Annotated in this window: 22 protein-coding genes; 11 read left to right on the forward strand and 11 right to left on the reverse strand. The window is 66.8% G+C overall.

Going from position 1 to position 25,858, the window contains the following annotated elements:
- Positions 1-15: 15 nt before the first annotated feature.
- A complete protein-coding gene (locus tag FQV39_RS11545; RefSeq protein WP_149130419.1) occupies positions 16-1,452 on the reverse strand; it encodes an FAD-binding oxidoreductase in 1,437 nt (478 codons plus the stop codon).
- Positions 1,453-1,588: 136 nt separating this feature from the next.
- Between FQV39_RS11545 and FQV39_RS11550 the strand changes: the two genes are divergently transcribed.
- Both FQV39_RS11550 and FQV39_RS11555 read left to right on the forward strand, forming a co-directional pair.
- Positions 1,589-2,494 (forward strand): LysR family transcriptional regulator, encoded by a 906-nt coding sequence (locus FQV39_RS11550; RefSeq protein WP_149130420.1) that lies wholly within the window; start codon positions 1,589-1,591, stop codon positions 2,492-2,494.
- A gap of 60 nt (positions 2,495-2,554) precedes the next feature.
- Entirely contained in the window at positions 2,555-3,487 is a 933-nt protein-coding gene (locus FQV39_RS11555) for an SMP-30/gluconolactonase/LRE family protein (RefSeq protein WP_149130421.1), read from the forward strand.
- A 197-nt stretch (positions 3,488-3,684) separates the two neighbouring features.
- Here FQV39_RS11555 and FQV39_RS11560 read toward each other — a convergent pair whose 3' ends face one another.
- The 3 genes from FQV39_RS11560 to mscL all read right to left on the reverse strand — a co-directional run bounded on the left by FQV39_RS11560 (position 3,685) and on the right by mscL (position 6,603).
- The gene (locus tag FQV39_RS11560) at positions 3,685-4,746 is read right to left on the reverse strand and encodes an AbrB family transcriptional regulator (RefSeq protein ID WP_149130422.1); all 1,062 of its coding nucleotides are present in this window, start codon (positions 4,744-4,746) and stop codon (positions 3,685-3,687) included.
- Positions 4,747-4,866: 120 nt separating this feature from the next.
- Positions 4,867-6,060, reverse strand: coding sequence for a pyridoxal phosphate-dependent aminotransferase (locus FQV39_RS11565; protein WP_187640250.1), 1,194 nt, complete (start codon positions 6,058-6,060; stop codon positions 4,867-4,869).
- A gap of 120 nt (positions 6,061-6,180) precedes the next feature.
- The gene (gene mscL / locus FQV39_RS11570) at positions 6,181-6,603 is read right to left on the reverse strand and encodes a large conductance mechanosensitive channel protein MscL (RefSeq protein WP_149130424.1); all 423 of its coding nucleotides are present in this window, start codon (positions 6,601-6,603) and stop codon (positions 6,181-6,183) included.
- A gap of 381 nt (positions 6,604-6,984) precedes the next feature.
- Here mscL and FQV39_RS11575 point away from each other — a divergent pair, with 381 nt between their 5' ends.
- Positions 6,985-10,548 carry a hybrid sensor histidine kinase/response regulator gene (locus tag FQV39_RS11575; protein ID WP_149130425.1) on the forward strand — a complete coding sequence of 1,188 codons (3,564 nt, stop codon included), beginning with the start codon at positions 6,985-6,987 and terminating at the stop codon, positions 10,546-10,548.
- 128 nt (positions 10,549-10,676) lie between these two features.
- Here FQV39_RS11575 and FQV39_RS11580 read toward each other — a convergent pair whose 3' ends face one another.
- Positions 10,677-11,258: a thioesterase family protein gene (locus FQV39_RS11580; RefSeq protein ID WP_149130426.1), complete on the reverse strand. Its 582-nt coding sequence runs from the start codon at positions 11,256-11,258 to the stop codon at positions 10,677-10,679.
- A 224-nt stretch (positions 11,259-11,482) separates the two neighbouring features.
- Between FQV39_RS11580 and FQV39_RS11585 the strand changes: the two genes are divergently transcribed.
- The 4 genes from FQV39_RS11585 (at position 11,483) to FQV39_RS11600 (ending at position 14,159) form a co-directional block, all read left to right on the forward strand.
- Entirely contained in the window at positions 11,483-12,025 is a 543-nt protein-coding gene (locus FQV39_RS11585) for a tyrosine phosphatase family protein (RefSeq protein ID WP_149130427.1), read from the forward strand.
- Between the two features lie 220 nt (positions 12,026-12,245).
- Entirely contained in the window at positions 12,246-12,710 is a 465-nt protein-coding gene (locus FQV39_RS11590; protein ID WP_149133795.1) for an Lrp/AsnC family transcriptional regulator, read from the forward strand.
- A 73-nt stretch (positions 12,711-12,783) separates the two neighbouring features.
- Complete coding sequence (locus tag FQV39_RS11595; protein WP_149130428.1) at positions 12,784-13,056, forward strand: exodeoxyribonuclease VII small subunit; 273 nt, start codon at positions 12,784-12,786, stop codon at positions 13,054-13,056.
- 182 nt (positions 13,057-13,238) lie between these two features.
- On the forward strand, positions 13,239-14,159 hold the full coding sequence (locus FQV39_RS11600; RefSeq protein WP_149130429.1) for a pirin family protein: 921 nt from the start codon (positions 13,239-13,241) through the stop codon (positions 14,157-14,159).
- 30 nt (positions 14,160-14,189) lie between these two features.
- On the opposite strand, the gene FQV39_RS11605 is transcribed toward FQV39_RS11600, so the two are convergent.
- A complete protein-coding gene (locus FQV39_RS11605) occupies positions 14,190-15,419 on the reverse strand; it encodes an MFS transporter (protein ID WP_149130430.1) in 1,230 nt (409 codons plus the stop codon).
- 180 nt (positions 15,420-15,599) lie between these two features.
- On the opposite strand from FQV39_RS11605, the gene dxs reads away from it, so the two are divergent.
- Complete coding sequence (dxs, locus tag FQV39_RS11610; RefSeq protein WP_187640251.1) at positions 15,600-17,510, forward strand: 1-deoxy-D-xylulose-5-phosphate synthase; 1,911 nt, start codon at positions 15,600-15,602, stop codon at positions 17,508-17,510.
- Between the two features lie 10 nt (positions 17,511-17,520).
- Positions 17,521-18,249, forward strand: a complete 729-nt coding sequence (locus tag FQV39_RS11615; RefSeq protein ID WP_149130432.1) for a TlyA family RNA methyltransferase — start codon at positions 17,521-17,523, stop codon at positions 18,247-18,249.
- On the opposite strand, the gene FQV39_RS11620 is transcribed toward FQV39_RS11615, so the two are convergent.
- Positions 18,250-18,750: an NAD-glutamate dehydrogenase gene (locus FQV39_RS11620; protein ID WP_149130433.1), complete on the reverse strand. Its 501-nt coding sequence runs from the start codon at positions 18,748-18,750 to the stop codon at positions 18,250-18,252.
- 87 nt (positions 18,751-18,837) lie between these two features.
- Here FQV39_RS11620 and FQV39_RS11625 point away from each other — a divergent pair, with 87 nt between their 5' ends.
- Together FQV39_RS11625 and FQV39_RS11630 are read left to right on the forward strand one after the other, a co-directional pair.
- Entirely contained in the window at positions 18,838-19,605 is a 768-nt protein-coding gene (locus tag FQV39_RS11625) for an SOS response-associated peptidase (RefSeq protein ID WP_149130434.1), read from the forward strand.
- A 49-nt stretch (positions 19,606-19,654) separates the two neighbouring features.
- Positions 19,655-21,250, forward strand: coding sequence for a gamma-glutamyltransferase family protein (locus FQV39_RS11630; protein WP_149130435.1), 1,596 nt, complete (start codon positions 19,655-19,657; stop codon positions 21,248-21,250).
- A gap of 1 nt (position 21,251) precedes the next feature.
- Here FQV39_RS11630 and FQV39_RS11635 read toward each other — a convergent pair whose 3' ends face one another.
- The 4 genes from FQV39_RS11635 to FQV39_RS11650 all read right to left on the reverse strand — a co-directional run bounded on the left by FQV39_RS11635 (position 21,252) and on the right by FQV39_RS11650 (position 25,858).
- Positions 21,252-22,028, reverse strand: coding sequence for an ABC transporter permease (locus FQV39_RS11635; protein WP_149130436.1), 777 nt, complete (start codon positions 22,026-22,028; stop codon positions 21,252-21,254).
- 187 nt (positions 22,029-22,215) lie between these two features.
- A complete protein-coding gene (locus tag FQV39_RS11640) occupies positions 22,216-23,016 on the reverse strand; it encodes an ABC transporter ATP-binding protein (RefSeq protein ID WP_149130437.1) in 801 nt (266 codons plus the stop codon).
- Positions 23,017-23,111: 95 nt separating this feature from the next.
- The gene (locus tag FQV39_RS11645; RefSeq protein ID WP_248313394.1) at positions 23,112-24,185 is read right to left on the reverse strand and encodes an ABC transporter substrate-binding protein; all 1,074 of its coding nucleotides are present in this window, start codon (positions 24,183-24,185) and stop codon (positions 23,112-23,114) included.
- Between the two features lie 260 nt (positions 24,186-24,445).
- Positions 24,446-25,858 carry an FAD-binding oxidoreductase gene (locus FQV39_RS11650; RefSeq protein WP_149130438.1) on the reverse strand — a complete coding sequence of 471 codons (1,413 nt, stop codon included), beginning with the start codon at positions 25,856-25,858 and terminating at the stop codon, positions 24,446-24,448.

A 25,858-nucleotide genomic window follows, 5' to 3' on the forward strand; every position in this document is an offset into this window, starting at 1 on the left:
GAAGCCCCTCCCCCATCACGCCGGGATCCGTCCTTCCAGCGGAAACACCTTCGCCGGGTTGAGCAGCCAGCGCTCGTCGAACACCGCCCTGACCCGCATCTGCTGGGCGAGATCGGCTTCGTTGAACTGGAAGGTCATCAGGTCGCGCTTCTCGATGCCGACGCCGTGCTCGCCGGTGAGGCAGCCGCCGACCTCGACGCAGAGCTTGAGGATGTCCATGCCGGCATCCTCCGCCTTTTGCGCCTCGACCGGATCATTGCAGTTGTAGAGGATGAGCGGGTGCAAATTGCCGTCGCCAGCATGGAAGACATTGGCGACGCGTAGGCCGTAGCTCTTCACGATCTCGTCCATCCGGCGCAGGACGTGCGGCAGCTGGCCGGTCGGGATCGTGCCGTCCATGCAGATGTAGTCGGCGATGCGGCCGGTGGCGCCGAAGGCGGATTTGCGGCCCTTCCAGATCGCCGCCGCCTCCATCGCCGATTTCGATTCCTTGACGGTGGTGACACCATGCTCGCGGGCGATGGCGACGATGCGGGCGAGCTGGGCATCCATCTCCTCGTCCGAGCCCTCGACCTCGATGATCAGCAGCGCGCCGCAATCCATCGGATAGCCGGCCTTGGCGAAGGCCTCGCAGATCTCGATCGCCGGCTTGTCCATGAACTCCATCGCCACCGGGATGATGCCGGCGCCGATGATCGCCGCCACGGCCGCGCCGGCCTGCTCGCTGGTCGGAAAGCCGAACAGCACGGGGCGTGCGCCCTCCGAGGAGCGCAGGATGCGCACCGTCGCCTCGGTGATGATGCCGAGCTGGCCCTCCGAGCCGTTGATCAGGCCGAGCAGGTCGTAGCCCGGCGAATCGAGATGGCCGCCGCCGATCTCGACGATACTGCCATCGAGCATGACCATCGTGACGCCGAGCACATTGTTGGTGGTAACGCCGTATTTCAGGCAATGCGCCCCGCCCGAGTTCATGCCGATATTGCCGCCGATCGAGCAGGCGAGCTGCGAGGACGGATCCGGAGCGTAGAAAAAGCCTTCGGCGGAGACAGCATCCGTCACCGCGAGATTGGTGACGCCGGCCTGCACCTTGGCCGTGCGGTTGGCGTAGTCGATCTCGAGGATGCGGTTCATCTTCGCGACACCGATCACCACCGCGTCCTCCTGCGGGATCGCGCCGCCGGACAACGAGGTGCCGGAGCCACGCGGGATCACCGGCACGCCCTGCTCAAGGCAATAGCGCAGCACGGCCGCCACCTCCTGCGTGGTCGAGGGCAGCACGACCGCGAGCGGCATGCGGCGATAGGCGGTCAGCGCATCGGTCTCGTAGGGGCGGCGCTCATCATCGCTGGTGATCAGGGCATCCGGCGCGACCAAGCCGGTGAGGCCGGCGATGATCGATTCGCGGCGGGCGAGGATGCCGGCATCCGGCACCGGAAAAGCTATCGCGCTCATCGCTCCCTCCCATCTTCATGGCACCGGGGCGCCGTTCTCAGCGCCTTGTTTGCGCTGCAGATTAGATCAATTCAATGGCTCTTGCAGCGCGGCCAAAGCCAGCCATTATTTCCAGATTGGAAAAGGTGGTGGGTTGATGGATCGATTCGGCGATCTCGATGTGTTTGCGCATGTGGTGACGGCGAAAAGCATGTCGGCGGCCGGCCGGCAGCTCAATCTGTCGCCCGCCGTCATCTCGAAGCGTATCCGCCGGCTCGAGGAGCGGCTCGGTGTGCGCCTGCTCCAGCGCACCACCCGTCAGCTGGCGCTGACCGAGGCGGGCCAGGGCTTCTATGAGCGCGTCGTCTCGATCCTGTCCTCGATCGAAGAGGCCGAGGCCTGGGTCGCGAGCGGCGCCGGCCAGGTGCGGGGCACGTTGCGCGTCTCTGCGCCGACCTCGTTCGGGCGGATGCATGTCGCGCCGCATCTCAAGCGCTTCCTCGACGGCCATCCGCTGGTGACGGTCGAGCTCGTTCTGAGCGACGCCTTCGTCGATGTCGTCGGCGAAGGCTTCGATCTGGCGATCCGCATCGCCGATCTGCAGGATTCCAGCCTCGTCGCCAAGCGGCTCGCCCCGAACCACCGCGTGCTTTGCGCCACACCGGGCTATCTCACCACCCATGGCACGCCAACCGAGATCGGCGACCTCGCCCGCCATACGCTGATCGCCCACAACACGGATCATTGGCGCCTCGACGGCCCGGAAGGCCCGGTCTCGGTGCGCGTCAACGGCCCCTTGCGGACCAATTCGAGCGAGGTGGTGCGCGAGGCGCTGCTGGCTGGCGTCGGCATCGCGCTGCGCTCGACCTGGGATGTCGGGCCGGAACTGAAATCCGGCGCGCTGCAACGTGTGCTGCCGGCCTATGCGGTCGGCTCGCGGGTCGCTGTCTACGCGGTTTATCCGAGCCGCCGGCATATGGAGCAAAAGGTGCGCGCCTTCGTCGATTATCTGGCCGATCTCTACGGCGCCACGCCCTATTGGGATGCGGGGCTTGCACTCTAGGCGCTTGCCGCCGGACCTCGCGGCGGGGATGCTCCAGCCAAATCGTCAGGGAGGAATGACATGTTCGGTGTGCTCGAAGGCACGGGGGTTTCGGTCCTCGATCCGCGGTTCCACCGCGTCATCCCGGGCTCGGCCCGGGTCGAGCGGCTGTGGACGGGCGCACGCTGGTCGGAGGAGCCGGCCTGGTTCCCGGCGCACAACACGCTGGTCTGGTCGGATATCCCGAACAACCGGATGCTGCGTTACGATGCGCTCTCCGGCCATGTCGGCACCTTCCGCCAGCCGGCGCGCAACGCCAATGGCAACACCGTCGATGCACAGGGCCGGCTCGTCACCTGCGAGCATGGCGGGCGGCAGGTCACGCGCACCGAACATGACGGCTCGATCACCGTGCTGGCGAGCCACTATGGCGGCAAGCGCCTGAACTCGCCCAACGACGTAGTGGTGAAGTCGGACGGCTCGATCTGGTTCACCGATCCCGACTACGGCATCCTCACCGATTACGAAGGCGACAAATCGCCTAGCGAGATCGGTGCCTGCCATGTCTACCGGATCGACGGCGAGAGCGGCGAGATCGCGATCGTCGCCGATGATTTCGTCAAGCCCAACGGCCTCGCCTTCTCGCCGGACGAGAGCATCCTCTACATCGCCGATACCGGCGCGAGCCACGACCCCGAGAACGGGCCACGGCATATCCGCAGCTTCACGATCGAGAGCGACGGCTGCACGCTCGGCGCATCCAAGGTGTTCGCCACCTGCACAGCCGGGCTGTTCGACGGCTTCCGTCTGGACATCGCCGGCCGCATCTGGACGAGCGCGGCCGATGGCGTCCACATCTACCATCCGGACGGCACGCTGATCGGCAAGGTCGCGATCCCGGAGATCGTCGCCAATGTCTGCTGGGGCGGCCCCAAGCTCAATCGCCTGTTCATCTGCGGCACGACTTCGCTCTATTCCGTGATGACGCACACCAACGGCGCCATGCGGCCCTAATCCGGCGCAGCGTCGCGGGACATCGGCCTTCCTTGTGATCACCGCCTCGTCATTGCGAGCGCAGCGAAGCAATCGAGGAGGACTGGGTTGAACGCCTCACGCAATCCCCCTGGATTGCTTCGCTGCGCTCGCAATGACGGCTTCTGCGATCCAACCTGATAGAAAATCGCGCTAATGCCTTTAGGCCCGGCCGGCGCTCAGCGCGGCGGCTCGCTCTTCACGCGCGTCAGCACCAGCGGCATGGCGAGACCGATGATGACGAAGCGCACGAGGTGGTGAGCGCCGACATAGAGCGTGTCGAGCCCCATCGCGAAGGCCAGCATCGCCATTGCTTCCAGCCCGCCCGGCGCGAAAGCGACCATGCCGCTGGCGTAGGATGTGCCGGCGAGCCAGGCCGCCGGCCAGGCGAACAGGAAGGCGACACCGATCGAGACGGCGAAGCCGCCGATCGCCAACGGGAACAGCCCCCTGAGCTCCTTGCGCGGGATATGGGCGATGCGCCCGCCCATGGTCGAGCCGAGCAGGATCTGCACGGCGATCTGGATCGGCTGCGGCAACGTGCCTTCGATCAGGCCGCTACTGTGCAGGATCGCGCTGGCGAAGGTCGCGCCGAACATCAGCGGTGCCGCGAGCCCGAGCCGGTCGAGGCCGAGGCCGAGCAGCAACCCCGCCATCGTCACCCACAGCATGGTGCCGGGGCTGACCGAGACCGCAACCGGGATGGGCGCTCCGGCAGAAACGCCGGTCGCCTGCATGAGGCTGGGAAGACAGGCGACCAGGACGAGCAGCCGGAACAGCTGAACCACCGAGATGCGTCCGATATTGGCGCCCTTGGCCTGGGCCACGGCCAGCACGGTCGAGAGCGCGCCGGGAGCAGCGGCGAGCAGGGCATCGATCCAGGGCCAGCGTGCGATATGGCGCAGATAGGCGCCGGTCGCGAGCATGATCGCGGCAACGCCAACGAGCAGCACCGCGAGCGAGGCCGGGTAACGCGCGGCCGCGGCCAGCGCCTCAGGCGTGGCGGAAGAGCCGAGAATGGTGCCGGACAGCACCATCGTCGCGTCGAACCAGGGCCGGCGCAGCGTCGGAAGCGGGCGCAGCAGCGCCACGGCCGTGCTCAGCACCATCGAGCCCGAGAGCCAAGCGGCGGGCATGCCGAGCAAAGCGAACAAGCCCCCGCCGGCAGCTGCCAAGGCGATGACGAGCACCTCCCGCCAGAGGATCGTCAGCCGGTTCGTAGGATAGCCGAAGGGTTTCATCGCGCTCCGGGCGCACCGATTGGGGCAGCGCCGGAGCGTTCATGGCGGCAGGCGCCGCACCGGTCAATCGGCGAGCGGACTGCCCCGCGCAAGGCTGCCCTGCGCTGCGGACGCGGCGGCTCAGATCGTCGCCAGAGCCTGCTGCAGCCGGGCGACCGCCTCGACCAGATCGGAGGATTTGCGGGCGAAGCACAGGCGCAGGCCGGTCTCACCACCGGGACCGAAGGCCGTGCCGGGAGCGAGGCCGACATTGGCCTTGTCGACCAGTTCGAGCGCCAGCTTGCGGGAATCGTCACGGCCATCGATCGAGAAGAACTGGTAGAACGCTCCGACAGGCGCCGAAAGCGTGACGCGATTCGTCGCCTTCAGACCCTCGAAAATGATACGTCGGCCTTCCGCGGCACGCGCGATCTGCTCGGCGACAAAGCCCCCGCCCTCGTCCAGCGCTGCGACCGCACCCCGCTGCACGAAGACCGGCGAGCCGGAGGTCGAGTACTGGATCAGGTTCTCGATGACCTGGCCGAAGGCTTCCGGTGCCTCGATCCAGCCGATGCGCCATCCGGTCATCGCCCAGTTCTTGGAGAAGGTCTGGACGAAGAGGACGCGATCCTCGGCCGTCATGATGTCGTGGAAGGAGGGCGCGCGCTCCGAGCCGTCATAGACGAAACGGCCATAGATCTCGTCGGCGATGATCCAGATGCCGTGCTTGCGCGAGAGCGCGAGCAGCGCTTCCTGCTCAGCCCGCGTCGCGGTCCAGCCGGTCGGGTTGGAGGGCGAGTTGATCAGGATGCCGCGCGTCTTCGGCGTGATCGCTGCTGCGAGCTTGTCGAGATCGAGCGTGAAACGGCCCTGCGCATAGTCCATCGGGACGCAGACCGTGCGCGCACCGGCGACCGCGACCGCCGCGCCGAAATTGGGCCATGCCGGGGTCGGGATGATCAGCTCGTCGCCGGGACCGGCGATCATGCGGACCGCGATCTGGACCGACTGCATGCCCGAGCCGGTGACGAAGAAGCGCTCCGGCGAGAAGCTCTGGCCGTAGAGGCGCTCGTGATAGCGCGCCAGCGCCTCGCGCAACTCGGGAATGCCGCGCTGCCAGGTGTAGAAGGTCTCGCCGGCCGCGAGCGAGCGCGCCGCCGTGTCACTGATGAAGGACGGGGTGGGCAGATCGCCCTCCCCGACCCAGAGCGGGATCAGGCCCGGCCGCAGCCGGCCATAGTTCATGACCTCGACGATGCCGCTTTCCGGTGCGTTGACGGCTTCCGGGCGGAGCTCCGCGACCAGGGTGCTGCCGGGCAGAGTGGCGGTATTCATCAGCATCGACCTCGCGACATTCGATGCCCTCCTTTAGCCGATCACGGCGCCGGCTGGCATGAAATCGCGAGATCAGGTCGATCGGCGGCCGTGATGAATCGCGGCCGCAGAGCCGGCTCGTCAGGCGTTCTTCTGCTGCTTGAGCAGATCGCGAATCTCGGTGAGGAGCGCGACATCGGCCGGGGGCGCAGCCGGCGGCGGCGGAGCAGCTTCAGCTCTGCGCTTAAGCTGGTTGATGCCCTTGACCACGAGGAAGAGGACGAAGGCGATGATCAGGAAGTTGATCGCCACCGTGACGAAGTTGCCGTAGGCCAGCACGGCGCCCTGTTTCTTGGCCTCCACCAGAACGGGCGCCGTAACAGCACGATTGAGGCCGAAGAAATAGTTCGAGAAATCGACGCCGCCGAGCGCGCCGATGAACGGCATAATGATGTCCTGGACGAGAGAATCGACGATCCTGCCGAAGGACGCGCCGATGACCACACCGATGGCGAGGTCGACGACATTGCCCTTCAGTGCGAATTCCTTGAATTCCTTCAGCATGCTGGCCCCCTTCTAGTCGACGACACTTCCCCGTCAGCCGGTCCCGAACGCTAGACCAACCCGACGGAGCCGGAAAAGCCCGAATGCCGGGCAAAATCGGGGGCATCAGGGCTTTTGCGGCAAAGAGCTGGGGATGACTTGCGCCTTTGTCCTATGGCGGGCTCGGGACGCGTCCGATAAACTGTCACAAAACTCGAAGCGGAAGCTCATTTCGAAACGGTAGTTCATGGCGCCCGAACTCCGGCCTCGCTCGCGCATCGGCGCGCTAGAGCATGTCCGCGCTTCTTCGAATCGCGGACATGCTCGAGGTCTTTGTTTGATCGCATTTTCTTCACGCGAACCGGTGTCCACTTCGCTCGAAAATGCTCTAGGGATCGCAGCATGATTCCCGCGTGGTCCGTCATTCTGGTCGCGCTGGCCTATCTGTGCGGGCTGTTCGCGGTTGCGCATATCGCCGACACCTCGGGCCGCAAGCTGATGACCGGCCGGGCGCGCACCACGATCTATGCGCTCGCGCTCGGCGTCTACTGCACCTCCTGGACCTTCTACGGCTCGGTCGGCTTCGCCAATCGCGCCGGCTTCGACTTCCTCGGCATCTATGTCGGGCCGATCCTCGTCATCGGCCTCGGCCATCGCTTCGTCGCGCGCATCGTCAGCATCGCCAAGTCGCAGAACATCACCTCGATCGCCGACTTCGTCGGTGCGCGCTACGGCAAGAGCGAGCGCGTCGCGGCGCTGGTCTGCATCGTCGCCGTCATCGGCGCGCTGCCCTACATCGCCTTGCAGCTGAAAGCCGTCGCCAATTCGCTCTCGGTCTTCCTCACTGCGACCGGCGGGCATGCGCTGATGCCGGGCATCCCACTGCTGAGCGACCTGCCCTTCGTCGTCGCGATCGTGCTCGCCGGTTTTGCCTGCGCCTTCGGCACGCGCCACATCGACGCCACCGAACACCAGGACGGGCTCGTGCTCGCGATCGCGGTCGAATCGCTGATCAAGCTCGTGGCATTCCTCGTGCTCGGCTTCTTCATCGTCTACGGCCTGTTCGGCGGGCCGGGCGACCTGTTCTCCCAGGCCGCGAAGCCACCGGAGGGAATGCTGCCGATCTGGGAGCGGACGTCGAGCTGGCCGAACTTCCTGACGCTGACCCTGCTGTCGAGCTGCGCGGCTCTCCTACTGGCGCGCCAGTTTCACATGACGATCGTCGAAAACCGCGACGTCCGCGACGTGCAGCGGGCAGCCTGGATGTTCCCGCTCTACCTCGTGCTGATCAACCTGTTCGTGCTGCCGCTGGCGGCGGCCGGCGAGATCATGATGCCCGGCAGCGGGGTCGATCGCGACATGACCGTCCTCCTGCTGCCGCTGCAGCGCGAGGCCGGGGTGATCGCGCTCTTCGTCTTCATCGGCGGCCTCTCCGCGGCGACGGCGATGGTGATCGTCGCCTCCGTCGCGCTCGCGATCATGATCTCCAACCACCTCGTGATGCCGGTTCTGTTGCGCGTGCGTCGTGCGCTGAGCGATCCAACCCGCTCCCGCCGGCTGTTCAGCGACGGCAATGGCAGCACAGGCGGCGATCTCGGTTCGCAGGTCGTCATCATCCGCCGCCTCGGCATCTTCCTCGTGATCCTGCTCGGCTATCTCTATTACCGCGCCTCGGGCGAGGCGGCGCTGGTATCGATCGGCCTGCTCTCCTTCGCCGCGACGGCGCAGATCGCCCCGGCCTTCTTCGGCGGGCTGTTCTGGCGGCGCGGAACGGCGCTCGGCGCAGCGGCCGGGCTGACCATCGGCACACTGGTCTGGGCCTACACCCTGCTGATGCCGAGCCTCGCCCTGCCCGGCGGCTGGTGGAGCGATGTCGTCGTCGATGGTCCCTTCGGCGCGCAGATCCTCAGGCCGGAAGCCCTGTTCGGGCTCGACTGGCCGGCGCTGCCGCATGGCGTGTTCTGGAGCCTCGGCCTCAACATCCTCGCCTATGTCGGCTTCTCCTTGCTCAGGCCCGCCAACGCGATGGAGCGGCTGCAGGCCAACGCCTTCGTCGAATCGCAGCCCACGACCATGGCCCAGTCCTTCTCGCTCTGGCGGACCAGCGTCACCGAAGGCGAGCTGCAGGCAACCATCGCGCGCTATCTCGGCCATGAACGCACCGAGCGAGCCTTTGACGGTTTCAACTCCAGCCGCGGCGAAGCGTCGGATCCGAACCGCCACGCCGATATCCATCTGCTGCGCTTCGGCGAGCATCTGCTCTCCTCGGCGATCGGCGCGGCCTCGTCGCGGCTCGTGCTCTCGCTGCTGCTGAAGCGGCGCAACCTCTCGACCGAGGCGGCCTTCAAGCTGCTCGACGACGCCTCCGCCGCGCTCCAGTACAACCGCGACATCCTTCAGCACGGCCTCGACCATGCCGGACAGGGCATCACAGTGCTCGACCGGGACCTGCGCATCGTCGCCTGGAACCAGGCCTTTGTGGCACTGTATGACCTGCCGCCCTCATTGGTGCGCTTCGGCACCGGGCTTGACGAGATCGTGCGCTTCAACGCCGCCCGCGGCGCCTATGGCGACGGCGCGCAGGATGAGCTGATGGCGGCGCGGCTGGAGAGCTTCGTCAAGGACCGCGAGCCGGTGCGCCTCAAGCTCTATCCTTCCAAGAAGGTGATCGAGGTCCGTACCAATGCGCTGCCGGATGGCGGCTTCGTCACGACCTATACCGACATCACCGAGACTGTCGCCGGCGAAGAAGAGCTCGAACGCGCCAATGAGAGCCTCGAGAAGCGCGTCGCCGAGCGCACCGAGGAGCTGCTGCACGTCAATGCCGAGCTGCAGCGCGCCAAAGCGGAGGCCGAAGCCGCCAACGCCTCGAAGACACGCTTCCTCGCCGCCGCCAGCCACGACATCCTGCAGCCACTCAACGCGGCGCGGCTCTATGCGACCTCGCTGGTCGAGCGCGACCGCTCCGCCGGGGAGCCCGATCTCGCCGAGAATATCGACGCCTCACTCGACGCGGTCGAGGAGATCCTGACGGCGCTGCTCGAAATCTCGCGGCTCGACGGCGGCGCGCTCAAGCCCGAGCTCTCCTCCTTCCGGCTCGACGAGCTGATGCGCCAGCTCCAGCGCGAGTTCGAGCCGAGCGCCCATGAAAAAGGTCTCAAGCTCGTCTTCATGCCGACCAGCCTGACGCTGCGCTCGGACCGGCGCCTGCTGCGCCGGCTGCTGCAGAACCTGATCTCGAACGCGATCAAATACACGCCGGGCGGCAAGGTGATGATCGGCTGCCGCCGCCGGGGCAATCAGGTCGCGGTCGAGGTGATCGACACCGGGCTCGGCATCCCGCAGAGCAAGCAGAAGACCGTGTTCCGCGAGTTTCAGCGACTCGACCAGGGCGCCAAGGTGGCGCGAGGTCTCGGCCTGGGGCTTTCGATCGTGCAGCGCATCGCGCGCGCCCTCGATCATGGGCTGACGCTCGATTCGGCGCCCGGACGCGGCACCCGATTCTCGGTGCTGGTACCGCGCGCCGCGCCACTGCCGGCGATGGCGACGGGGACCGCACCGCGGCAGGCGCCGGCCGGGCAGCTCGCCGGAATGCGGCTGCTGGTGATCGACAACGAGCCCGCCATTCTCGACGGCATGAAGCGGCTGCTCGAAGGCTGGGGCTGTCAGGTCCGGACAGCGCCGAGCCTGGAGGAAGCCCTGCCGCATGTCGGCGGCAAGGGCGAGGCCGATGTGCTGATCGCCGACTATCATCTCGACCACGGCAACGGGCTCACCGCGATCAGCGCCCTGCGTGCACGGGCACGGACGCCGATGCCCGCGATCCTGCTCACCGCCGACCGGACGCCGCATGTCCGCGAAGCCGCGAACGCGCTCGACGTCCACCTGCTCAACAAGCCGTTGAAGCCTGCGGCGCTGCGCGCGCTGCTGGCGCAGTGGCGCGCGACCCGGCTCGCCGCGGAATAGGGCATCCTCTCCTTATGCCCAAGACCATGACCGTCATCCCGGGCTTGCCCCGGGATCCATCGTAGAGCTGCGCGCCCTACAATGGATCCCGGAGTTCCGCTTCGCTCCATCCGGGATGACGGGGGAGTTCAGCGGGCCGAGTATCCTGTGCCTCCCTCACCGACTGTCGCCTGGCGCATGGCCTCCTCGGAGGCGAGGAAAGCTGCCACTTCCGGGCTCGGCTCTGAGCTTTCCACGCCAATACCGATCTCGCCGAGCAGGCGGGTGACCGGCACATAGGCCCGCGCACCCTTGTCGTAGAGCGCCGCCCGGACCAGCGCGACCGCCGCAACAATCTCGCCACCGTCGCGACCGCGCATCAGCATGCGGTGCTGCATCACCAGCCAGTTCTCGCTCCAGCACAGAATCTTCGTCTCCACCCGAAAGGGGCGGAACAGGCGCATCTCGCGGCGGAAGCGGATGGTGCCGGCATTGACCACAGGCAGCCAGCGATGACGCAACACCGCCCGCCACAGACCGCTGCGCAGCATCAGATCAAGCCGGCCGAGATCCATCAGCGCCCAGTAGCGACCATTGTTCATGTGCAGGCTGGTGTCGAGATCATGGAACCAGACCCGGAAGGGCAGCAAGGAAGCCTCCCCCGGCAGGTCGAGCCTCGGCCGGAAGCGCGTCGTCAGCAGGAGCCAGATCAGCCGGAACCAGAGATTCATGGGGAGCTTCGCCAAAGCGGGTCGATGGGTCGCGGCTTCCATGTCATGGAGACGTCGGCACTGTCGATCATGCTCGATCGCCACGCGTCCTATCGGACGCGACAACGGTGATCTATCTATTTGTTATCGCATCTGATTTTTCCGAAAAGTGGATTCCACTTTTTTAGTCCGATGCTATAGCGTCTGCCCCACCGGTTTCGCGCCGAGACATCCGGAGCCGTCCCTTGTCGAGCCTTCACGTTTCCCCGCTGTCGAGGTTGAGCGAGACGGTCGCAGCCGTCCGCGCCCGCCATCTCGTGACGCTGATCAATGTCGGCACGCTCGTCGAGCGACCGGCCGGCATCGATGCAAATCGCCACCTCTTCCTCGGCATGTCGGATATCAGCACGCCGCTGGAAGGCCATGTGCTGGCCGGGCAAGACCATATCGAGCGGCTCATCGCCTTCCTGCGCGACTGGGACCGAGAGGCGCCCATGGTGATTCATTGCTGGGCCGGCATCAGCCGCTCGACGGCCGCCGCCTATATCGCCGCCTGCGCGCTCAACCCCGATCGCGACGAGGAGGAGGCCGCTGACGCGCTAAGGATCGCCGCTCCTTCGGCAACGCCCAATGCCCGGCTCGTCGCCCTTGCGGACACCGCGCTTGGCCGCCGTGGCCGGATGATCCGCGCGATCGGACGAATCGGCCGCGGCACTGACGCCTTCGAGGGCACGCCTTTCGCCATGCCTCTAGATCGCCGCGCGTCCTATCGGACGCGGCAACGGTGATCTATGTAATTGTTATCGCATCGGATTTTTCCGAAAAGTGGATTCCACTTTTCGGTCCGATGCTATAGCCTGAATCGGCCGGCGTAACCGCGCATATTCCTGCAACGTCGGGGCAAGAAGCTGCGGATGTCAGCGCTTCTACCCGAGATCAACGCAGAAGATTGCTTGCATCGGACGAAATTTGCGACGATGCATCGCGCGGGAGGTTTCTGCTGTGACCATGACGACCGAGCTCGACTCGCGCGACCGCGCCATCCTGCGGCTTCTCCAGCAGGACGGCCGCATCACCAATTCCGACCTCGCCGAGAAGGTGCATCTGTCGCCCTCGGCCTGCCTGCGGCGCGTGCGCCAACTCGAGGAAAGCGGCCTGATCCGCGGCTATGCGATGATGCTCGACGACAAGATCGCGGGCTTTCCCGGCACGGCCTTCGTCTTCGTCACGCTCGACCAGCAGGGCCGCGCCTCGCTGGAGAGCTTCGAGCAGGCGGTGCAGAGCCTGCCCGAGATCCTCGAATGCCATCTGCTCGCCGGCGCGCATGATTATCTGATGCGCGTGATCTATCGTGACAGCGCCGATTTCGAGCGCATTCACACCGACATCATCACGCAATTGCCGGGCGTCACCCGCGTCCAGTCGACGCTGACGCTGCGCACGATCAAGAAGACCTCGGCGCTGCCGGTCTGACCTGCCTCCGACGAACCGGGTTGCGGCAAGGCTCGCTCCGGCCGATAAGCTCACGGCAAAGAGGAATCGGTCCGTGAGCCAAGACAGCAAGTCTCAAGACAATCCGAACGCCGATGTCGCCGCCCTGCCCTTCGAGGCGGCGATGAAGGAGCTCGAAGGCATCGTCGCGCGGCTGGAGCGCGGCGACGTGCCGCTCGAGGAGTCGATCGCGATCTATACGCGCGGCGAGGCTCTGAAGGCGCGCTGCGACGCGCTTCTGAAGCAGGCGGAAGCCCGCATCGAGCGCATTACGCTTGGCGCCGACGGAAAGCCGACGGGCACGACGCCGCTCGACGTCGACAACTGAGCCGGAACGGCTGCGGCCCCGATAAAGCATCGGATTTTCTTCACGCGAACCGGTGCCCACTTCGCTCGAAAATGCTCTAGCGGGACCTTGAGATTGCGCGCCTGCCAGCGGCCGGTTGCAGCCGGCCGGCTTGCCCACAGGCGCGATCGGGATCACGCTTCATCCCAACCAAGGAGGCCGCCATGTCGCAACTTCCCGCTGAAGATCCCGTCCTGGGCGATGCCCGCTCCTGCGAGGCGATCGACAAGGTGATCGTGCCACGCACGCATGATCTCGGCGGCTTTCAGGTCCGCCGCGCCCTCCCCGCGATCGGCCAGCGCATGGTCGGCCCCTTCATCTTCTTCGATCAGATGGGTCCGGCCGAGTTCCATCTCGGGGAAGGGCTCGACGTCCGCCCGCATCCGCATATCGGGCTCTCGACCGTCACCTATCTCTTCGACGGCGAGATCATGCATCGCGACTCGCTCGGCACGGCGCTGGCGATCAAGCCGGGCGCGGTCAACCTGATGACCGCCGGGCGCGGCATCGTCCATTCCGAGCGCACCGGTCTGGAAGCGCGCGCCACCGGCCCGAAGCTCTACGGCATCCAGGCCTGGCTCGCTTTGCCGAAGACGCATGAGGAGATCGCGCCGCAATTCGTGCATCACGGCGCGCCGGAGCTGCCGCGCATCGTCGAAGGCGGAAAGCGCATCAGCCTGATTATGGGCTCGGCCTATGGCCAGACCTCGCCGGTGCAGTTCCCCTGGGAGGCACTCTATGCCGAAGCCGTGCTCTCACCCGGGTCGATCCTGCCGCTCGACCCCGACTATGACGAGCGCGCGGTCTATATCGTCTCGGGCAAGATCGACATCGCCGGAGAGGAGTTCGGCGCCGGCCAGCTCCTCGTCTTCAAGCCGGGCGACCGCATCTCGATCCTCGCGGTCGACCAGAGCCGTCTGATGCTCGTCGGTGGCGAGCCGATGGACGGGCAGCGCTACATCTGGTGGAACTTCGTTTCGTCCTCGAAAGAGCGCATCGAGCAGGCCAAGCAGGAATGGAAGACCGGCCGCTTCGATACCGTTCCCGGCGACGACAAGGAGTTCATTCCGCTGCCGGAAGGCTGAAACAGTCCTTCCCGGCAGCCGCCGCCCCGTTCAGGCGACCTCGGACAGGTCCCGCAACCTCGGCACCCGCGAAAAGGCGATGACGAGCAGCTGGACCAGGAAACCCGCCGTCGCGAGACCGAGGCACGCGGCAATCCCGGAATGCGCCGCCACGGACGCGCCGATCGCGGCGCCCAGCGGCCTCGCGCCGAAGGTCGCCGTCATGATCAAGGCGGAGACGCGACCGAGCATCGCATTGGGAGTGACCGCCTGCCGCAATGTCATCGTGGAGATCGTCCAGATGATCGGCCCGACGCCGAACAGGAAGAAGCTCGTGCCGACCAGATGCACGGACGGAACCCAGAGCGTCGCGAGCATCACGCTGGCCGCAAAAAAGCCGGCGAGCGGCCCGAGCAGGATCAGCGCCCCGAACGAGACCCGCCGGGCAATGTACGGCGCAAGAGCCGCGCCGACGATCATTCCCGCGCCGTAGATGCCGAGCGTGACGCCGACCTCGGTCGCACCGAGGCCGAGGTTCTGGACTGCATAGGCGACATAGACCGCCTGGAAGATGAACCAGGAGATGTTGAAGAAGACCGCCGTCAGCAGGATCGGCCTGAGCAGCTCGTGGCCCACCGCGAAACGGGCGCCCTCCCCGAGATCGTGCAGCAGATCGCGCCGCTGGCCGGAAGGTGCTTCATCTTTCGGGAGGCCGGCCAGCAGGAGTGCGGCCAGAATGGAGAGCCCGGCGGCCAAGCCATAGGCCGTCGATACGCCGATCCATCCGACGAGCGCCCCGCCGAGCGCCGGCCCTCCGGCATAGGCGACGCTGCGCGCCAGCTCCAGCCAGCGATTGGCATCCGCAAGCCGCGCACGAGGCACCACAGACGGAACGAAGGCCGGCGCCGCCACGCTGTAGCAGACCGTGCCGACGGCGCCGAGCGCGCCGAGCACGGCGAGCCAGGTCAGGTTGAGGCCGCCCGAGGCCAATAGCAGCGGAATCGCCAGCAGCGACAGCGCACGCAGCGCTTCCGTGCCGACCATGAGCCCACGCCGCGAGGCACGGTCCACCATCAGGCCCGCAGGGATGGACAGCAGGAGAAAAGGCAAGGTCTGCGCCGTCTGCAGCCAGCCGGTTTCGGCCGGGCCTGCCGAAAGCAGGAGAACCGCGGCCAAAGGTGCGGCGGCGAGCGCAATCTGCTCCGAGAACTGGGCGGAGAGATTGGACCAGCCGATCCGCCTGAACGCAGCCGGCAGCGGTGTGGTATCGGTCGGGTTCATCACTTGGCATCCCCAAAAGCAATCGTGAGGACACTGAAAAGCGTTGCCGGCATGGGAGCCACCCGTTTCGTGGGAAGAGAAGGCGCTCACCGATGAGGCCGGATTCCAACTCCGGTTTGCCAGCACGGCGCGCAGGCACTATTTCAGGACAGAACCATTCCAATGCGCCCGGACAGCCTCGTGCCACGCCCTGCGACTCCTCTGCTCGACACGATCCACGACGCCGCCGGCCTGCGGGCGCTCGATGATGCCCAGCTTCGGCAAGTGGCGGACGAGCTGCGGCGGGAGATGATCGACGCCGTCTCCGTCACCGGCGGGCATCTCGGCGCCGGCCTCGGCGTGGTCGAGCTCACCGTCGCGCTGCACCATGTCTTCGACACGCCGCGTGACAGGCTGATCTGGGATGTCGGCCACCAGGCCTATCCTCACAAGATCCTCACCGGCCGCCGCGACCGCATCCGCACGCTGCGCCAGCCCGGCGGGCTCTCCGGCTTCACCAAGCGCGCCGAGAGCGACTACGACCCCTTCGGTGCCGCCCATTCCTCGACCTCGATCTCAGCCGGGCTCGGCATGGCAGTCGGACGCGATCTCAAGGGCGAGCGCAACAACGTCATCGCCGTGATCGGCGACGGCGCGATGTCCGCCGGCATGGCCTATGAGGCGATGAACAATGCCGGCGCCCTCGGCTCGCGCCTGATCGTCATCCTTAACGACAACGACATGTCGATCGCCCCGCCGGTCGGCGCGATGTCGGCCTATCTGGCGCGCCTCGTCTCCGGTCGGACCTATCGCTCCTTGCGCGAGGTCGCCAAGCAGCTCGCCGAGAGGCTGCCGCGCTTCTTCCACGACAAGGCCAAGCGCACCGAGGAATATGCCCGCGGTTTCTGGACCGGCGGGACGATGTTCGAGGAGCTCGGCTTCTACTATGTCGGGCCGATCGACGGGCACAATCTCGACCATCTGCTGCCGGTGCTGCGCAATGTCCGCGACGCCGGGAACGGGCCGATCCTCGTCCATGTCGTGACGCAAAAGGGCAAGGGCTATGCCCCGGCCGAAGCGAGCGCCGACAAGTATCACGGCGTCGTCAAGTTCGACCCCGTGACGGGCCTGCAAGCCAAGGCGCCGGCGAATGCGCCGAGCTACACCGCCGTCTTCGCCAATGCGCTGATCAAGGAAGCGCGGGAGGACGACAAGATCGTCGCCGTCACGGCCGCGATGCCCTCCGGCACCGGGCTCGATGCCTTCGGCAAGGAATTCCCGGCGCGTACCTTCGATGTCGGCATCGCCGAGCAGCATGCGGTGACCTTTGCGGCCGGATTGGCAACCGAGGGCTACAAGCCCTTCGTCGCGATCTACTCGACCTTCATGCAGCGCGCCTACGACCAGATCGTCCACGACGTGTCGATCCAGAAGCTCCCGGTTCGCTTCGCGCTCGACCGGGCCGGGCTCGTCGGTGCGGACGGCGCCACCCATGCCGGTTCCTTCGACATCGCCTATCTCGCCTGCCTGCCCGACATGGTGGTGATGGCCGCCGCTGACGAGGCGGAGCTGACCCATATGGTCGCGACCGCGGCCGCTTATGACGAAGGGCCGATCGCCTTCCGCTATCCGCGTGGCGAAGGCGTCGGTGTCGAGATTCCCGATGTCGGCGTGCCGCTCGAGATCGGCAAGGGTCGCATCATGCGCGAAGGCACCCGCGTCGCCCTGCTCTCGCTCGGCACCCGCCTGGCGGAGGCGCTGAAGGCGGCCGACCTGCTGGCGCAGCGCGGGCTTTCGACCACGGTTGCGGATGCGCGCTTCGCCAAGCCGCTCGACGAGGCGCTGATCCTCAAGCTCGCCCGCGACCACGAGATCCTGATCACGATCGAGGAAGGCTCGGTTGGCGGCTTCGGCAGCCATGTGTTGCATCTGCTGGCGCGCAGCGGCGCGCTCGATGCGGGCTTGAAGGTGCGCTCGCTCACGCTGCCGGACGTCTACCAGGACCACGACAAGCCGGATGCGATGTATGCCGCCGCTGGGCTCGACGCCGCCGGCATCGTCGCCGCTGTCGATGGCGCACTCGGAGCGCCGAGCGCCGTCAAGCGCGCCTGACACCCGTTCCATGAAGAGCCGTGCGGACCAGTTGCTCGTCGAGCGCGGCTTCTTCGAGAGCCGGGCGCGGGCGCAGGCCGCGATCGCCGCCGGGCTGGTCAGCGCCGATGGCCGGCCGGTACGCAAGGCCTCTGTGATGGTCGCGCAAGATGCCGCACTGACCGCCGAGGCGCCGCATCCTTACGTTTCGCGCGGCGGGCTCAAGCTCGCGGGTGCGCTCGATGCCTTCGGCTTCGACCCGCAAGGGCTGGTGTGCCTTGATGTCGGCTCCTCGACCGGCGGCTTCACCGATCTCCTGCTGAAGCGCGGCGCGCGCCATGTCGTCGCCGTCGATGTCGGGCGCGACCAGCTCCATGCCTCGCTGCGGGCCGATCCGCGCGTCACCAGCTTCGAGGGGCAGGACATCCGCACGCTGGCGCCGGATGCCCTACCGGAGCAGCCGAGCCTTGCCGCCATCGACGTCAGCTTCATCTCGCTCAAGCTGGTGCTGCCGGCTGTGGCCGCGCTGCTCGCGCCGGCTGCCAGCATCGCGGCGCTGATCAAGCCGCAATTCGAGGCCGGCCGCGCCGCTCTCAAGAAGGGCATCGTCCGGGACGAGGCGATCCAGCGTCAGGTCTGCGACGGGATCGTCGCGGAGTTGCAGGCGCTCGGCTTCGCGGTTGACGGACCGATCCCTTCCCCGATCGAGGGTGGCGACGGCAACCGCGAGTTCCTGGTCAGCGCGCGGCGGAAGGGGTGATCAGCGCGCCAGCAGCGCATCGATCTGCGCCTGCAGGACCGTATCCTCGAAGACAGCAATGTCGATCATGCCATTGGCGTTGATGAACTGCGTGGCGCGGGCGATCTGCCGGCGCAGGGCCTCGCTCGCCACCTCGACGATCATCGGCAGTTCCTTCGGCTGCGGCGTCTCCGCGAGCAGCGCGGTCACTGTCCGCACCAGCCGGGTCATCGATCGGCAGACATCCTCGAAAGCACTCGCGCGGGCGGGGTCGATGCGGTCATAGGCCGCCAGCGCCGAAGCTGCGCAACGCAGCGATGAGGTTCGGAAATGCTCACGATAGCTGATGCTCTGCCAGGCCTGGAGATCGGCGACGAGTTCCTCGTCCATGCCGGCCATCTCGATCAGCATCAGGGCTTCGCTGTAGCGGTTGAGGAAATCGGTCGAGAGACGGGGAGCGTCGACGCTTCCAGCCAGTCCCGCCGGCACCCCAGCCAGCACATTCGTCGCGATGGCACTCATCTTCTGCCCCGAGTCGGCGCGACTATGTTTGGCCAACCGGAAAGAAAGTGTTGATCTGACCGCCTCGTCTCGACGTAAACAGCCGCCATGTGCGGACGCTATGCGATCACCCTGCCCCCCGAAGCGATGCGCGAGGCCTTCGGCTATCGCGAGCAGCCGAACTTCCCGCCGCGCTACAATATCGCGCCGACGCAGCCGGTGCCGGCGGTGCTCGTGCATGACGGGGCACCGCGCTTCCTGCTGATGCGCTGGGGCTTCATTCCCGGCTGGGTGAAGGACGCGAAGGACTTTCCGCTGGTCATCAATGTGCGCAGCAAGAGCGCGGCCGAGAAGCCGTCGTTCCGAAATGCTCTTACGCGTCGGCGCTGCCTGCTGCCGGCCGACGCCTTCTATGAATGGCGCCGCAGCGGCGCCGGCAGGCAGGTGCACAGCGAAGCCTTCCTGTTCCGCCGGCCGGATCGCGGCTTCTTCGCCTTCGCCGCTCTGTGGGAGACCTGGCATTCGCCGGATGGCTCGGAGATCGACACGGTGGCGATGATGACGGGGCCGGCGAACGGCCTGATGGCCGCCATCCACCACCGCTGCCCGATCATTCTCGATCCGCGCGACTATGATGCGTGGCTCGATCCGCAGGCTACGGCGGAGCAGACCGGGCGCCTCCTGAAGCCGCCGCCGGACGATCTGCTGGAAGCCGTCGCCATCGGCAACGCCGTCAACAAGGTCGCCAATGACGGCCCCGAGGTGCAGCTGCCTCTGGTCGAACTGCCCCATCAGGAGGCTCCCGCAGAGCCGAAGCGCCATGCGCGCAAAGCGACCCGGCCTCCCGCGGATGACGGGCAAGGCAGCCTGTTCTAGCGCCGGAATCATGCTCTGATCGTCACAGAAGACGACGAGGAGACGAAAGATGCACGGCCGCCGCCCCACCATGACCTCCCGCCACGGCATGGTCGCCGCGGCCCACCCGCTGGCGGCGCAGGCCGGCGCGAGAGTGCTGGCGCAAGGCGGCAACGCCTTCGACGCCGCAGCCGCCACCGCCGCCGCGCTCAATGTCGTCGAGCCGTTCATGTCCGGCCTCGCCGGAATGGGTTTCGCGACACTATGGGTCGCGGCCGAACAGCGCGTGCGCGTGCTCGATTTCGTGCCGCCGATTCCCGCCAGCTTCCCGACCGAACGCTTCAGCAAGCGAAGCGACCTTGAGCGCGGCCCGCTCGCCGTCGCCTCCCCCGGCAATCTCGCCGGCTGGTGCGAGCTCGTGAAAGCTTACGGCCGCAAATCGCTCGCGGAGGTCTTCGCGCCCGCCATCGCGCTGGCACGGGACGGCTTCGCGCTGGCCGAATTCGGCGCGGCGGAATTCGAAGAGAACGATCCGCTGCTGAAGAACCGCCCCGCGTTCTATCCGGCCTGGGCGCAGAATTACCAGCCCGACGGCGCCCTGCATCTCGGCTCGCTGCTCGTGCAGTCCGACCTCGCGCAGACGCTAAGCGAGATCGCCGCGGAGGGGCCGGAGCATTTCTATCGCGGCGCGCTCGGCGAGAAAGTAGTCACGCATCTGCAGGCGCTGGGCGGCTCGATGACGATGGCCGATCTCGCCGCGGTGAAGACGGTGTGGCGCGAGCCGCTGGCCGCGAGCTTCCGCGGGCTGACGGTGCATGTCCCGCCGCCGCCCTGCGAGGGCTTCCAGTTCCTGCTGACGCTGCGGCTCCTCGACGGACTCGACCTCGCGGCGCTGCCGAAGGACGGAGCGGATCATCTCGACCTCGTCTATCGCGCCATCCGTCTCGCAGCCGGTGAGCGCATTGCCCATAACAATCCAAGCCCGGAGAAGCTTGCCGAGATCCTGTCCGACGCCTCGGTCGAGCGGCTGCGCAAGCGCCTCACCGACGGCAAGCCGGTGACGGGGCCGACCGAGCAGTGGACGCCGCAGGAGAGTGAGGACCCGGCACACACGACCTCGTTCTCGATCGCCGACAGCGAGGGCAATCTGATCTGTATCACCCAGAGCCTCGGCAGCCCCTTCGGCAGCGGTGTCGTCGTGCCCGGCACGGGCCTGTGCCTCAACAACTTTCTGTACTGGGCGGATGTCCAGCCCGGCAGCCCGAACCGCTCCAAGCCCGGCGACGAACTGGCGATGTGCATGTCGCCCTCGCTCTCGACCCGCGACGGCAAGCCGGTGCTCGCGCTCGGCACGCCCGGCAGCTACGGCATCATGCAGACGCAGGCGCAGGCCATGGTCCAGCATCTCGTCTTCGGCCTGCCGCTGCAGGAGGCGATCGAGGCGCCGCGCGCCCGGCTCTGGGACGGCCGCCTCGTCGAGATCGAGAACCGGATCGCGCCGGAAACGATCGCCGAACTCGTCCGGCGCGGCCATGATGCCCGGGCCTTCGATGTCGGCTGGACGATGCGCTGCGGCGGCATGCAGGCGGTCGCGGTCGATCCGGCGACCGGCGTGTTCACCGGCGCCGCTGACCCACGCCGCGACGGCTACGTCGCGACGCCCTAATTCAGACGACGATCTCTCCGCGGAAGGCCCAGCGGGTCATCCGCCGCTCGACCAGTGCGCAGAGCGCATAGAGCGCCATGCCCATGATGGCGATGGAGAACAGGCCGGCGAAGGTCGTCGGCGCGTCGTTGCGCGCGCCGGCGGAGAGCATCAGGAAGCCGATGCCGCGATTGCCACCGACCGTCTCGGACAGCACCGAGCCGACGAAGGCGAGCGTCACCGCCACCTTCAGGCTGGCGAAGAGATAGGGCATCGCGCGGGGAACGCCGACCTTGGTCAGGATTTCCCACTGGCTCGCGCCGAGCGAGCGCATCACGTCCCTCATCTCGGGCTCGATGGTGGCGAGGCCGGTGGCGACATTCACTACGATCGGGAAGAAGGAGATGACGAAGGCGGTGATCACCGCCGGCAAGGCGCCGACTCCAACCCAGATCATCAGGATCGGCACGATGGCGACCTTCGGGATCGCGTTGAAGGCGATCAGCAGCGGGTAGAGCCCGGAATAGACGAAGGGCGAGGCGCCGATGGCGAGGCCGAGCAGCAGCCCGAAGCCGATCGCCAGCGCAAAGCCGATGATCGTGGTCCAGAGCGTCTCCAGGCAGAAGCGCAGCAGGATGTCCCAGCGCAGGACCATCGTCTCGAAGATGCGGCTCGGGCGCGGCGCCAGGATCTCCGGCACGTCGAAGACGATGCAGGCCAGCTCCCAGGCCAGCAGCAGCCCGGCCGCCGCGAGCCAGGGCATGGCGAGGAGCAAGATGCGTTTCTGAGGCTCGGTCATCGGAACCGCTCCGTCATTCCGGGGCATGCCGCAGGCATGAGTCCGGAACCCATGAACACCGTGGGAACCGGAGCAGGCGCCAGTCGCCACCGCGCTTCACCAAGCAGCGGCGCGTTCATGGGTTCCGGGCTCGCCGCTGACGCGGCGCCCCGGAATGACGGCGAAGGTCCGTGAGAGCGAGCCATGGTCACGCATGCTCCATATGGATGCGCTCGCGCAACTCGTGGACGATGTCGACGAACTCGATTGCGAAGGTCGTCTCCAGCGTGCGCGGGCGCGGCAGTTCGATCTTGCGGATCTTGACGATCTTTCCGGGGCGCCGGCTCATCACATAGACGGTGTCGGCGAGATAGACCGCCTCGCGCAGATCGTGGGTGACGAGCACGGCGGTGAAGCGGCGCTCCATCCAGAGCTTCTGCATCACGCCCCAGAGCTCCTCGCGCGTGAAGGCGTCGAGCGCGCCAAAGGGCTCGTCGAGCATCAGGATGTCGGGCTCATGGACGAGCGCCCGGCACAGGCTCGAACGCTGCTGCATGCCGCCGGAAAGCTGCCAGGGGTATTTCTGACCGAAGCCGCCAAGGCCCACCGAAGCCAGCAGCGCCTCGCCGCGCGCGACATATTCCGCCTTGTTGGACCGGAAGCGGCGCTTATGCGGCTCGACCACCTCCAGCGGCAGCAGAATATTGTCGAGCGTCGTGCGCCAGGGCATCAGCGTCGGCGCCTGGAAGGCCATGCCGACGCCGCGGATCGGCCCCTTCACCATCTGCCCGTGCACGCGGACCTCGCCGCCGGTCGGCGGCAGCAGGCCGGTGACGAGCTTCATCAGGGTCGACTTGCCGCAGCCGGACGGGCCGACCACGGCGATGAACTCGCCCTTGGCGATGGAAAGCGTCGCATCCTCCAGCGCCTGCATGCGCGAAGGCCCGCTGCCATAGGCAAGGCTGACCTGGCGCAGTTCGACGAGGGGCGGTTCGGTCGTTTCGGCCATCAGGGACGTCATTCTCGGGCTTGTCCCGAGAATCTCGGGAAGGAAAGGCTCGAAAGAGATGGTCGGGTCGAGCCCGACCATGACGGCTGAATGCGCTACGGCGCGACCATCCGCTCCGCCTTCGGCGGCAGGAACTTGCCCGAGAAGACCTTGTCGGGCTCCGGCGCGGAAGGCAGGCCGAAGGCCTCGGCCACGTCCTTGACCGAGCGGGCGAAGCGCCCCGGATCGACATCGCCCATGCCGTTCGCCTTCACGAAGGGCGTCAGCACGTTCATCCTGAGCGACATGTCGAGGCGCTCGGCCTCCAGCTTCTCGTCGATCAGCGGGTCGCGCTTCTTGGCGGCGGCGATGCCCAGCGCCGGATTGGCCGCGACCTCCTTCCAGGCCTTGGCCGTGGCACGCAAGAAGCCGGTCACCACCTCCGGCTTCGCGGCGAGCGCCGGCGAGATGATGATGCCGTTGCCGTAAACGTCCATCTTGTAGTCGGAGTAGTTGAAGGAGACGACGTCCTCCGCCTTCACGCCGCGCGCCTTCAGATCGAGGATCGACGAGAAGTAGTGGCCGGAGATGAAGTCGACCGTGCCCTGCACCAGCGACTGCTCGCGCAGCTGCGGCGTCAGGTTGACGTGCTGGACGCTGGCGGCGTCGATGCCGTTCTTCTTGGCAAAGGCCGGGAACAGGCGGAAGGAGGCATCGAACACCGGCGCGCCGAGCTTCTTGCCGGCGAGATCGGCGGGCTTCGTGATCCCGCTCTTCTTCAGCGCATGCACGCCGAAGGGCGGGAAGTCATAGGCCATGAAGACGCAGAGGATCTCCTTGCCCGCGTTCTTAGCGTTGTATTCGATCAGCGAGTTCACGTCGGCGAAGCCGATATCATAGGCGCCGGTCGCGACGCGCTGGACGGCGCCGGCCGAGCCCTGGCCAGGGTCCATCGTCACATCGAGCCCTTCGGCCTTGTAGTAACCCTTGTCGAGCGCAACGAGGAAGGGCGAGGTCGGCCCCTGGAAGACCCAATCGAGCGTGAATTTCAGCGGAGTCTGAGCAGCGGCAGGCATCGCCCCGGCCAGCGCGACCATTCCCACCAAAGCCGCACCGACAAGGCCGCGCCGCGTCGGCCCAAAGCCCGTCCTCCGCGCGCAATTCGACAGCATCCGCGTCACGCCGATCATACCAGCCAACCCCTCATGTTCTCGTTATGAGGCCGAAGGCTAGAGACGAGGCAAAACACGGTCAATCAGGCGGGCGAGTGGTCCTGCCAGATTTTTGCGCAGGCCACTCCGTCAACGATGTTTCGTAGTGCAGCTTGCCGACGCAGCGAGCAGGCGTTGAAGCCGCCTTGCGGCGGCGTCATTCTCGGGCGGAGCGGAGCGCAGACCCGAGAATCTCGATCAGGAGACGCTCGGGTCGAGCCCGAGCATGACGTGCAGGCTCAGCCCTTTGCCAGCACCGCGTCGGGGTTCAGAATCGCCTTCGGATCGAGAGTCTTCTTGATCGCCCGCATCAGGTCGAACTCCACCGGGTCCTTCACCCCCGGCAGCAGGTCGCGCTTCAGCCGGCCGATGCCGTGCTCGGCCGAGATCGAGCCGTGAAGCTCCGTGACGATGGCATGGACCGCCTCGTTCATCTCCGCCCAGCCGGCGAGATAGGCTGCCTTGTCGGCACCGACCGGCTGGCTGACGTTGAAATGGATGTTGCCGTCGCCGAGATGGCCGAAGGGCACCGGTCGGCAGCCCGGCACCATCGCCTCCACCATCGGAATCGCCCGCTTCAGGAATTCGGGCGTGGCGTGGACCGGCACCGAGACGTCGTGCTTGATCGAGCCGCCTTCATAGGTCTGCACTTCCGAGAGCATCTCGCGCAGCTTCCAGAAATCGGCACGCTGGGTCAGCGATCCCGCGAGCGCCGCATCGGTGACGATGCCCTGCTCCAGCGCCTCGCCGAGAAAGGCCTCGACCGCCTCGTCGAGCCCGGCAGCGGACTGAGCGGAGACTTCCATCAGCACGTACCAGGGCGACGGCTCGGAGAGCGGGTCGCGCGTGCCCGAGGCGTGGCGCAGGACGAAATCCAGGCCGATGCGCGGCATCAGCTCGAAGGTGGTGAGCGTGCCGCCGGCGCCGGCCTTGGCGGCATTCAGCAGCGTGAGCGCCGCCTCCGGGTCCGGCACGGCGAGGAAGGCGGTAGCGCGCGCCGCAGGCAGCGGGAAGAGCTTGAGCACGGCGGCGGTGATGATGCCGAGCGTCCCTTCGGCGCCGATGAAAAGGTTCTTCAGGTCGTAGCCGGTGTTGTCCTTGCGCAGCTGGCGCAGACCGTTCCAGATGCGCCCATCGGGCAGCACGACCTCCAGCCCCATGCAGAGCTCGCGGGCATTGCCATAGGCGAGGACTGCGGTGCCGCCGGCATTGGTCGAGAGATTGCCGCCGATGGTGCAGGAGCCTTCCGAGGCGAGCGAGAGCGGGAAGAGGCGACCTGCCGCCTCGGCTGCGTCCTGCGCCCGCTTCAGGGTGACGCCGGCCTCGACGATCATGGTGTCACCGTCGGTGTCGACGGTGCGGACCTTGTCGAGCCGCTGCAGCGAGAGGATGACCTCCCTGCCCTCGGCGATCGGGATCTGGCCGCCGACGAGGCCGGTATTGCCGCCCTGCGGCACCAGCGTCGTGCCGGTCTCGGCGGCGAGCTTTACCAGTTCCGCGACCTCTGCGGTCGAGCCGGGGCGGACGATGCCTTGCGCCTTGCCGCGGAAGAGATCACGCCATTCCTTGAGATAGGGCACCATGGCGTCGGCATCGGTGACGATGTTCTTCGCGCCGACGATGCCGGCCATGCGATCAAGAATTGCGCTCAT

Origin of the sequence: Bosea sp. F3-2, assembly GCF_008253865.1 — a bacterium.
Lineage (GTDB): Bacteria > Pseudomonadota > Alphaproteobacteria > Rhizobiales > Beijerinckiaceae > Allobosea.

Coding starts and splice junctions, on each gene's coding strand:
- FQV39_RS11545 (WP_149130419.1), bottom strand. CDS start 1,452: ATGAGCGCGATAGCTTTTCCGGTGCCGGATGCCGGCATCCTCGCCCGC.
- FQV39_RS11550 (WP_149130420.1), top strand. CDS start 1,589: ATGGATCGATTCGGCGATCTCGATGTGTTTGCGCATGTGGTGACGGCG.
- FQV39_RS11555 (WP_149130421.1), top strand. CDS start 2,555: ATGTTCGGTGTGCTCGAAGGCACGGGGGTTTCGGTCCTCGATCCGCGG.
- FQV39_RS11560 (WP_149130422.1), bottom strand. CDS start 4,746: ATGAAACCCTTCGGCTATCCTACGAACCGGCTGACGATCCTCTGGCGG.
- FQV39_RS11565 (WP_187640250.1), bottom strand. CDS start 6,060: ATGAATACCGCCACTCTGCCCGGCAGCACCCTGGTCGCGGAGCTCCGC.
- mscL (WP_149130424.1), bottom strand. CDS start 6,603: ATGCTGAAGGAATTCAAGGAATTCGCACTGAAGGGCAATGTCGTCGAC.
- FQV39_RS11575 (WP_149130425.1), top strand. CDS start 6,985: ATGATTCCCGCGTGGTCCGTCATTCTGGTCGCGCTGGCCTATCTGTGC.
- FQV39_RS11580 (WP_149130426.1), bottom strand. CDS start 11,258: ATGAATCTCTGGTTCCGGCTGATCTGGCTCCTGCTGACGACGCGCTTC.
- FQV39_RS11590 (WP_149133795.1), top strand. CDS start 12,246: ATGACGACCGAGCTCGACTCGCGCGACCGCGCCATCCTGCGGCTTCTC.
- FQV39_RS11600 (WP_149130429.1), top strand. CDS start 13,239: ATGTCGCAACTTCCCGCTGAAGATCCCGTCCTGGGCGATGCCCGCTCC.
- FQV39_RS11605 (WP_149130430.1), bottom strand. CDS start 15,419: ATGAACCCGACCGATACCACACCGCTGCCGGCTGCGTTCAGGCGGATC.
- FQV39_RS11615 (WP_149130432.1), top strand. CDS start 17,521: ATGAAGAGCCGTGCGGACCAGTTGCTCGTCGAGCGCGGCTTCTTCGAG.
- FQV39_RS11620 (WP_149130433.1), bottom strand. CDS start 18,750: ATGAGTGCCATCGCGACGAATGTGCTGGCTGGGGTGCCGGCGGGACTG.
- FQV39_RS11625 (WP_149130434.1), top strand. CDS start 18,838: ATGTGCGGACGCTATGCGATCACCCTGCCCCCCGAAGCGATGCGCGAG.
- FQV39_RS11630 (WP_149130435.1), top strand. CDS start 19,655: ATGCACGGCCGCCGCCCCACCATGACCTCCCGCCACGGCATGGTCGCC.
- FQV39_RS11635 (WP_149130436.1), bottom strand. CDS start 22,028: ATGACCGAGCCTCAGAAACGCATCTTGCTCCTCGCCATGCCCTGGCTC.
- FQV39_RS11640 (WP_149130437.1), bottom strand. CDS start 23,016: ATGGCCGAAACGACCGAACCGCCCCTCGTCGAACTGCGCCAGGTCAGC.
- FQV39_RS11645 (WP_248313394.1), bottom strand. CDS start 24,185: ATGATCGGCGTGACGCGGATGCTGTCGAATTGCGCGCGGAGGACGGGC.
- FQV39_RS11650 (WP_149130438.1), bottom strand. CDS start 25,858: ATGAGCGCAATTCTTGATCGCATGGCCGGCATCGTCGGCGCGAAGAAC.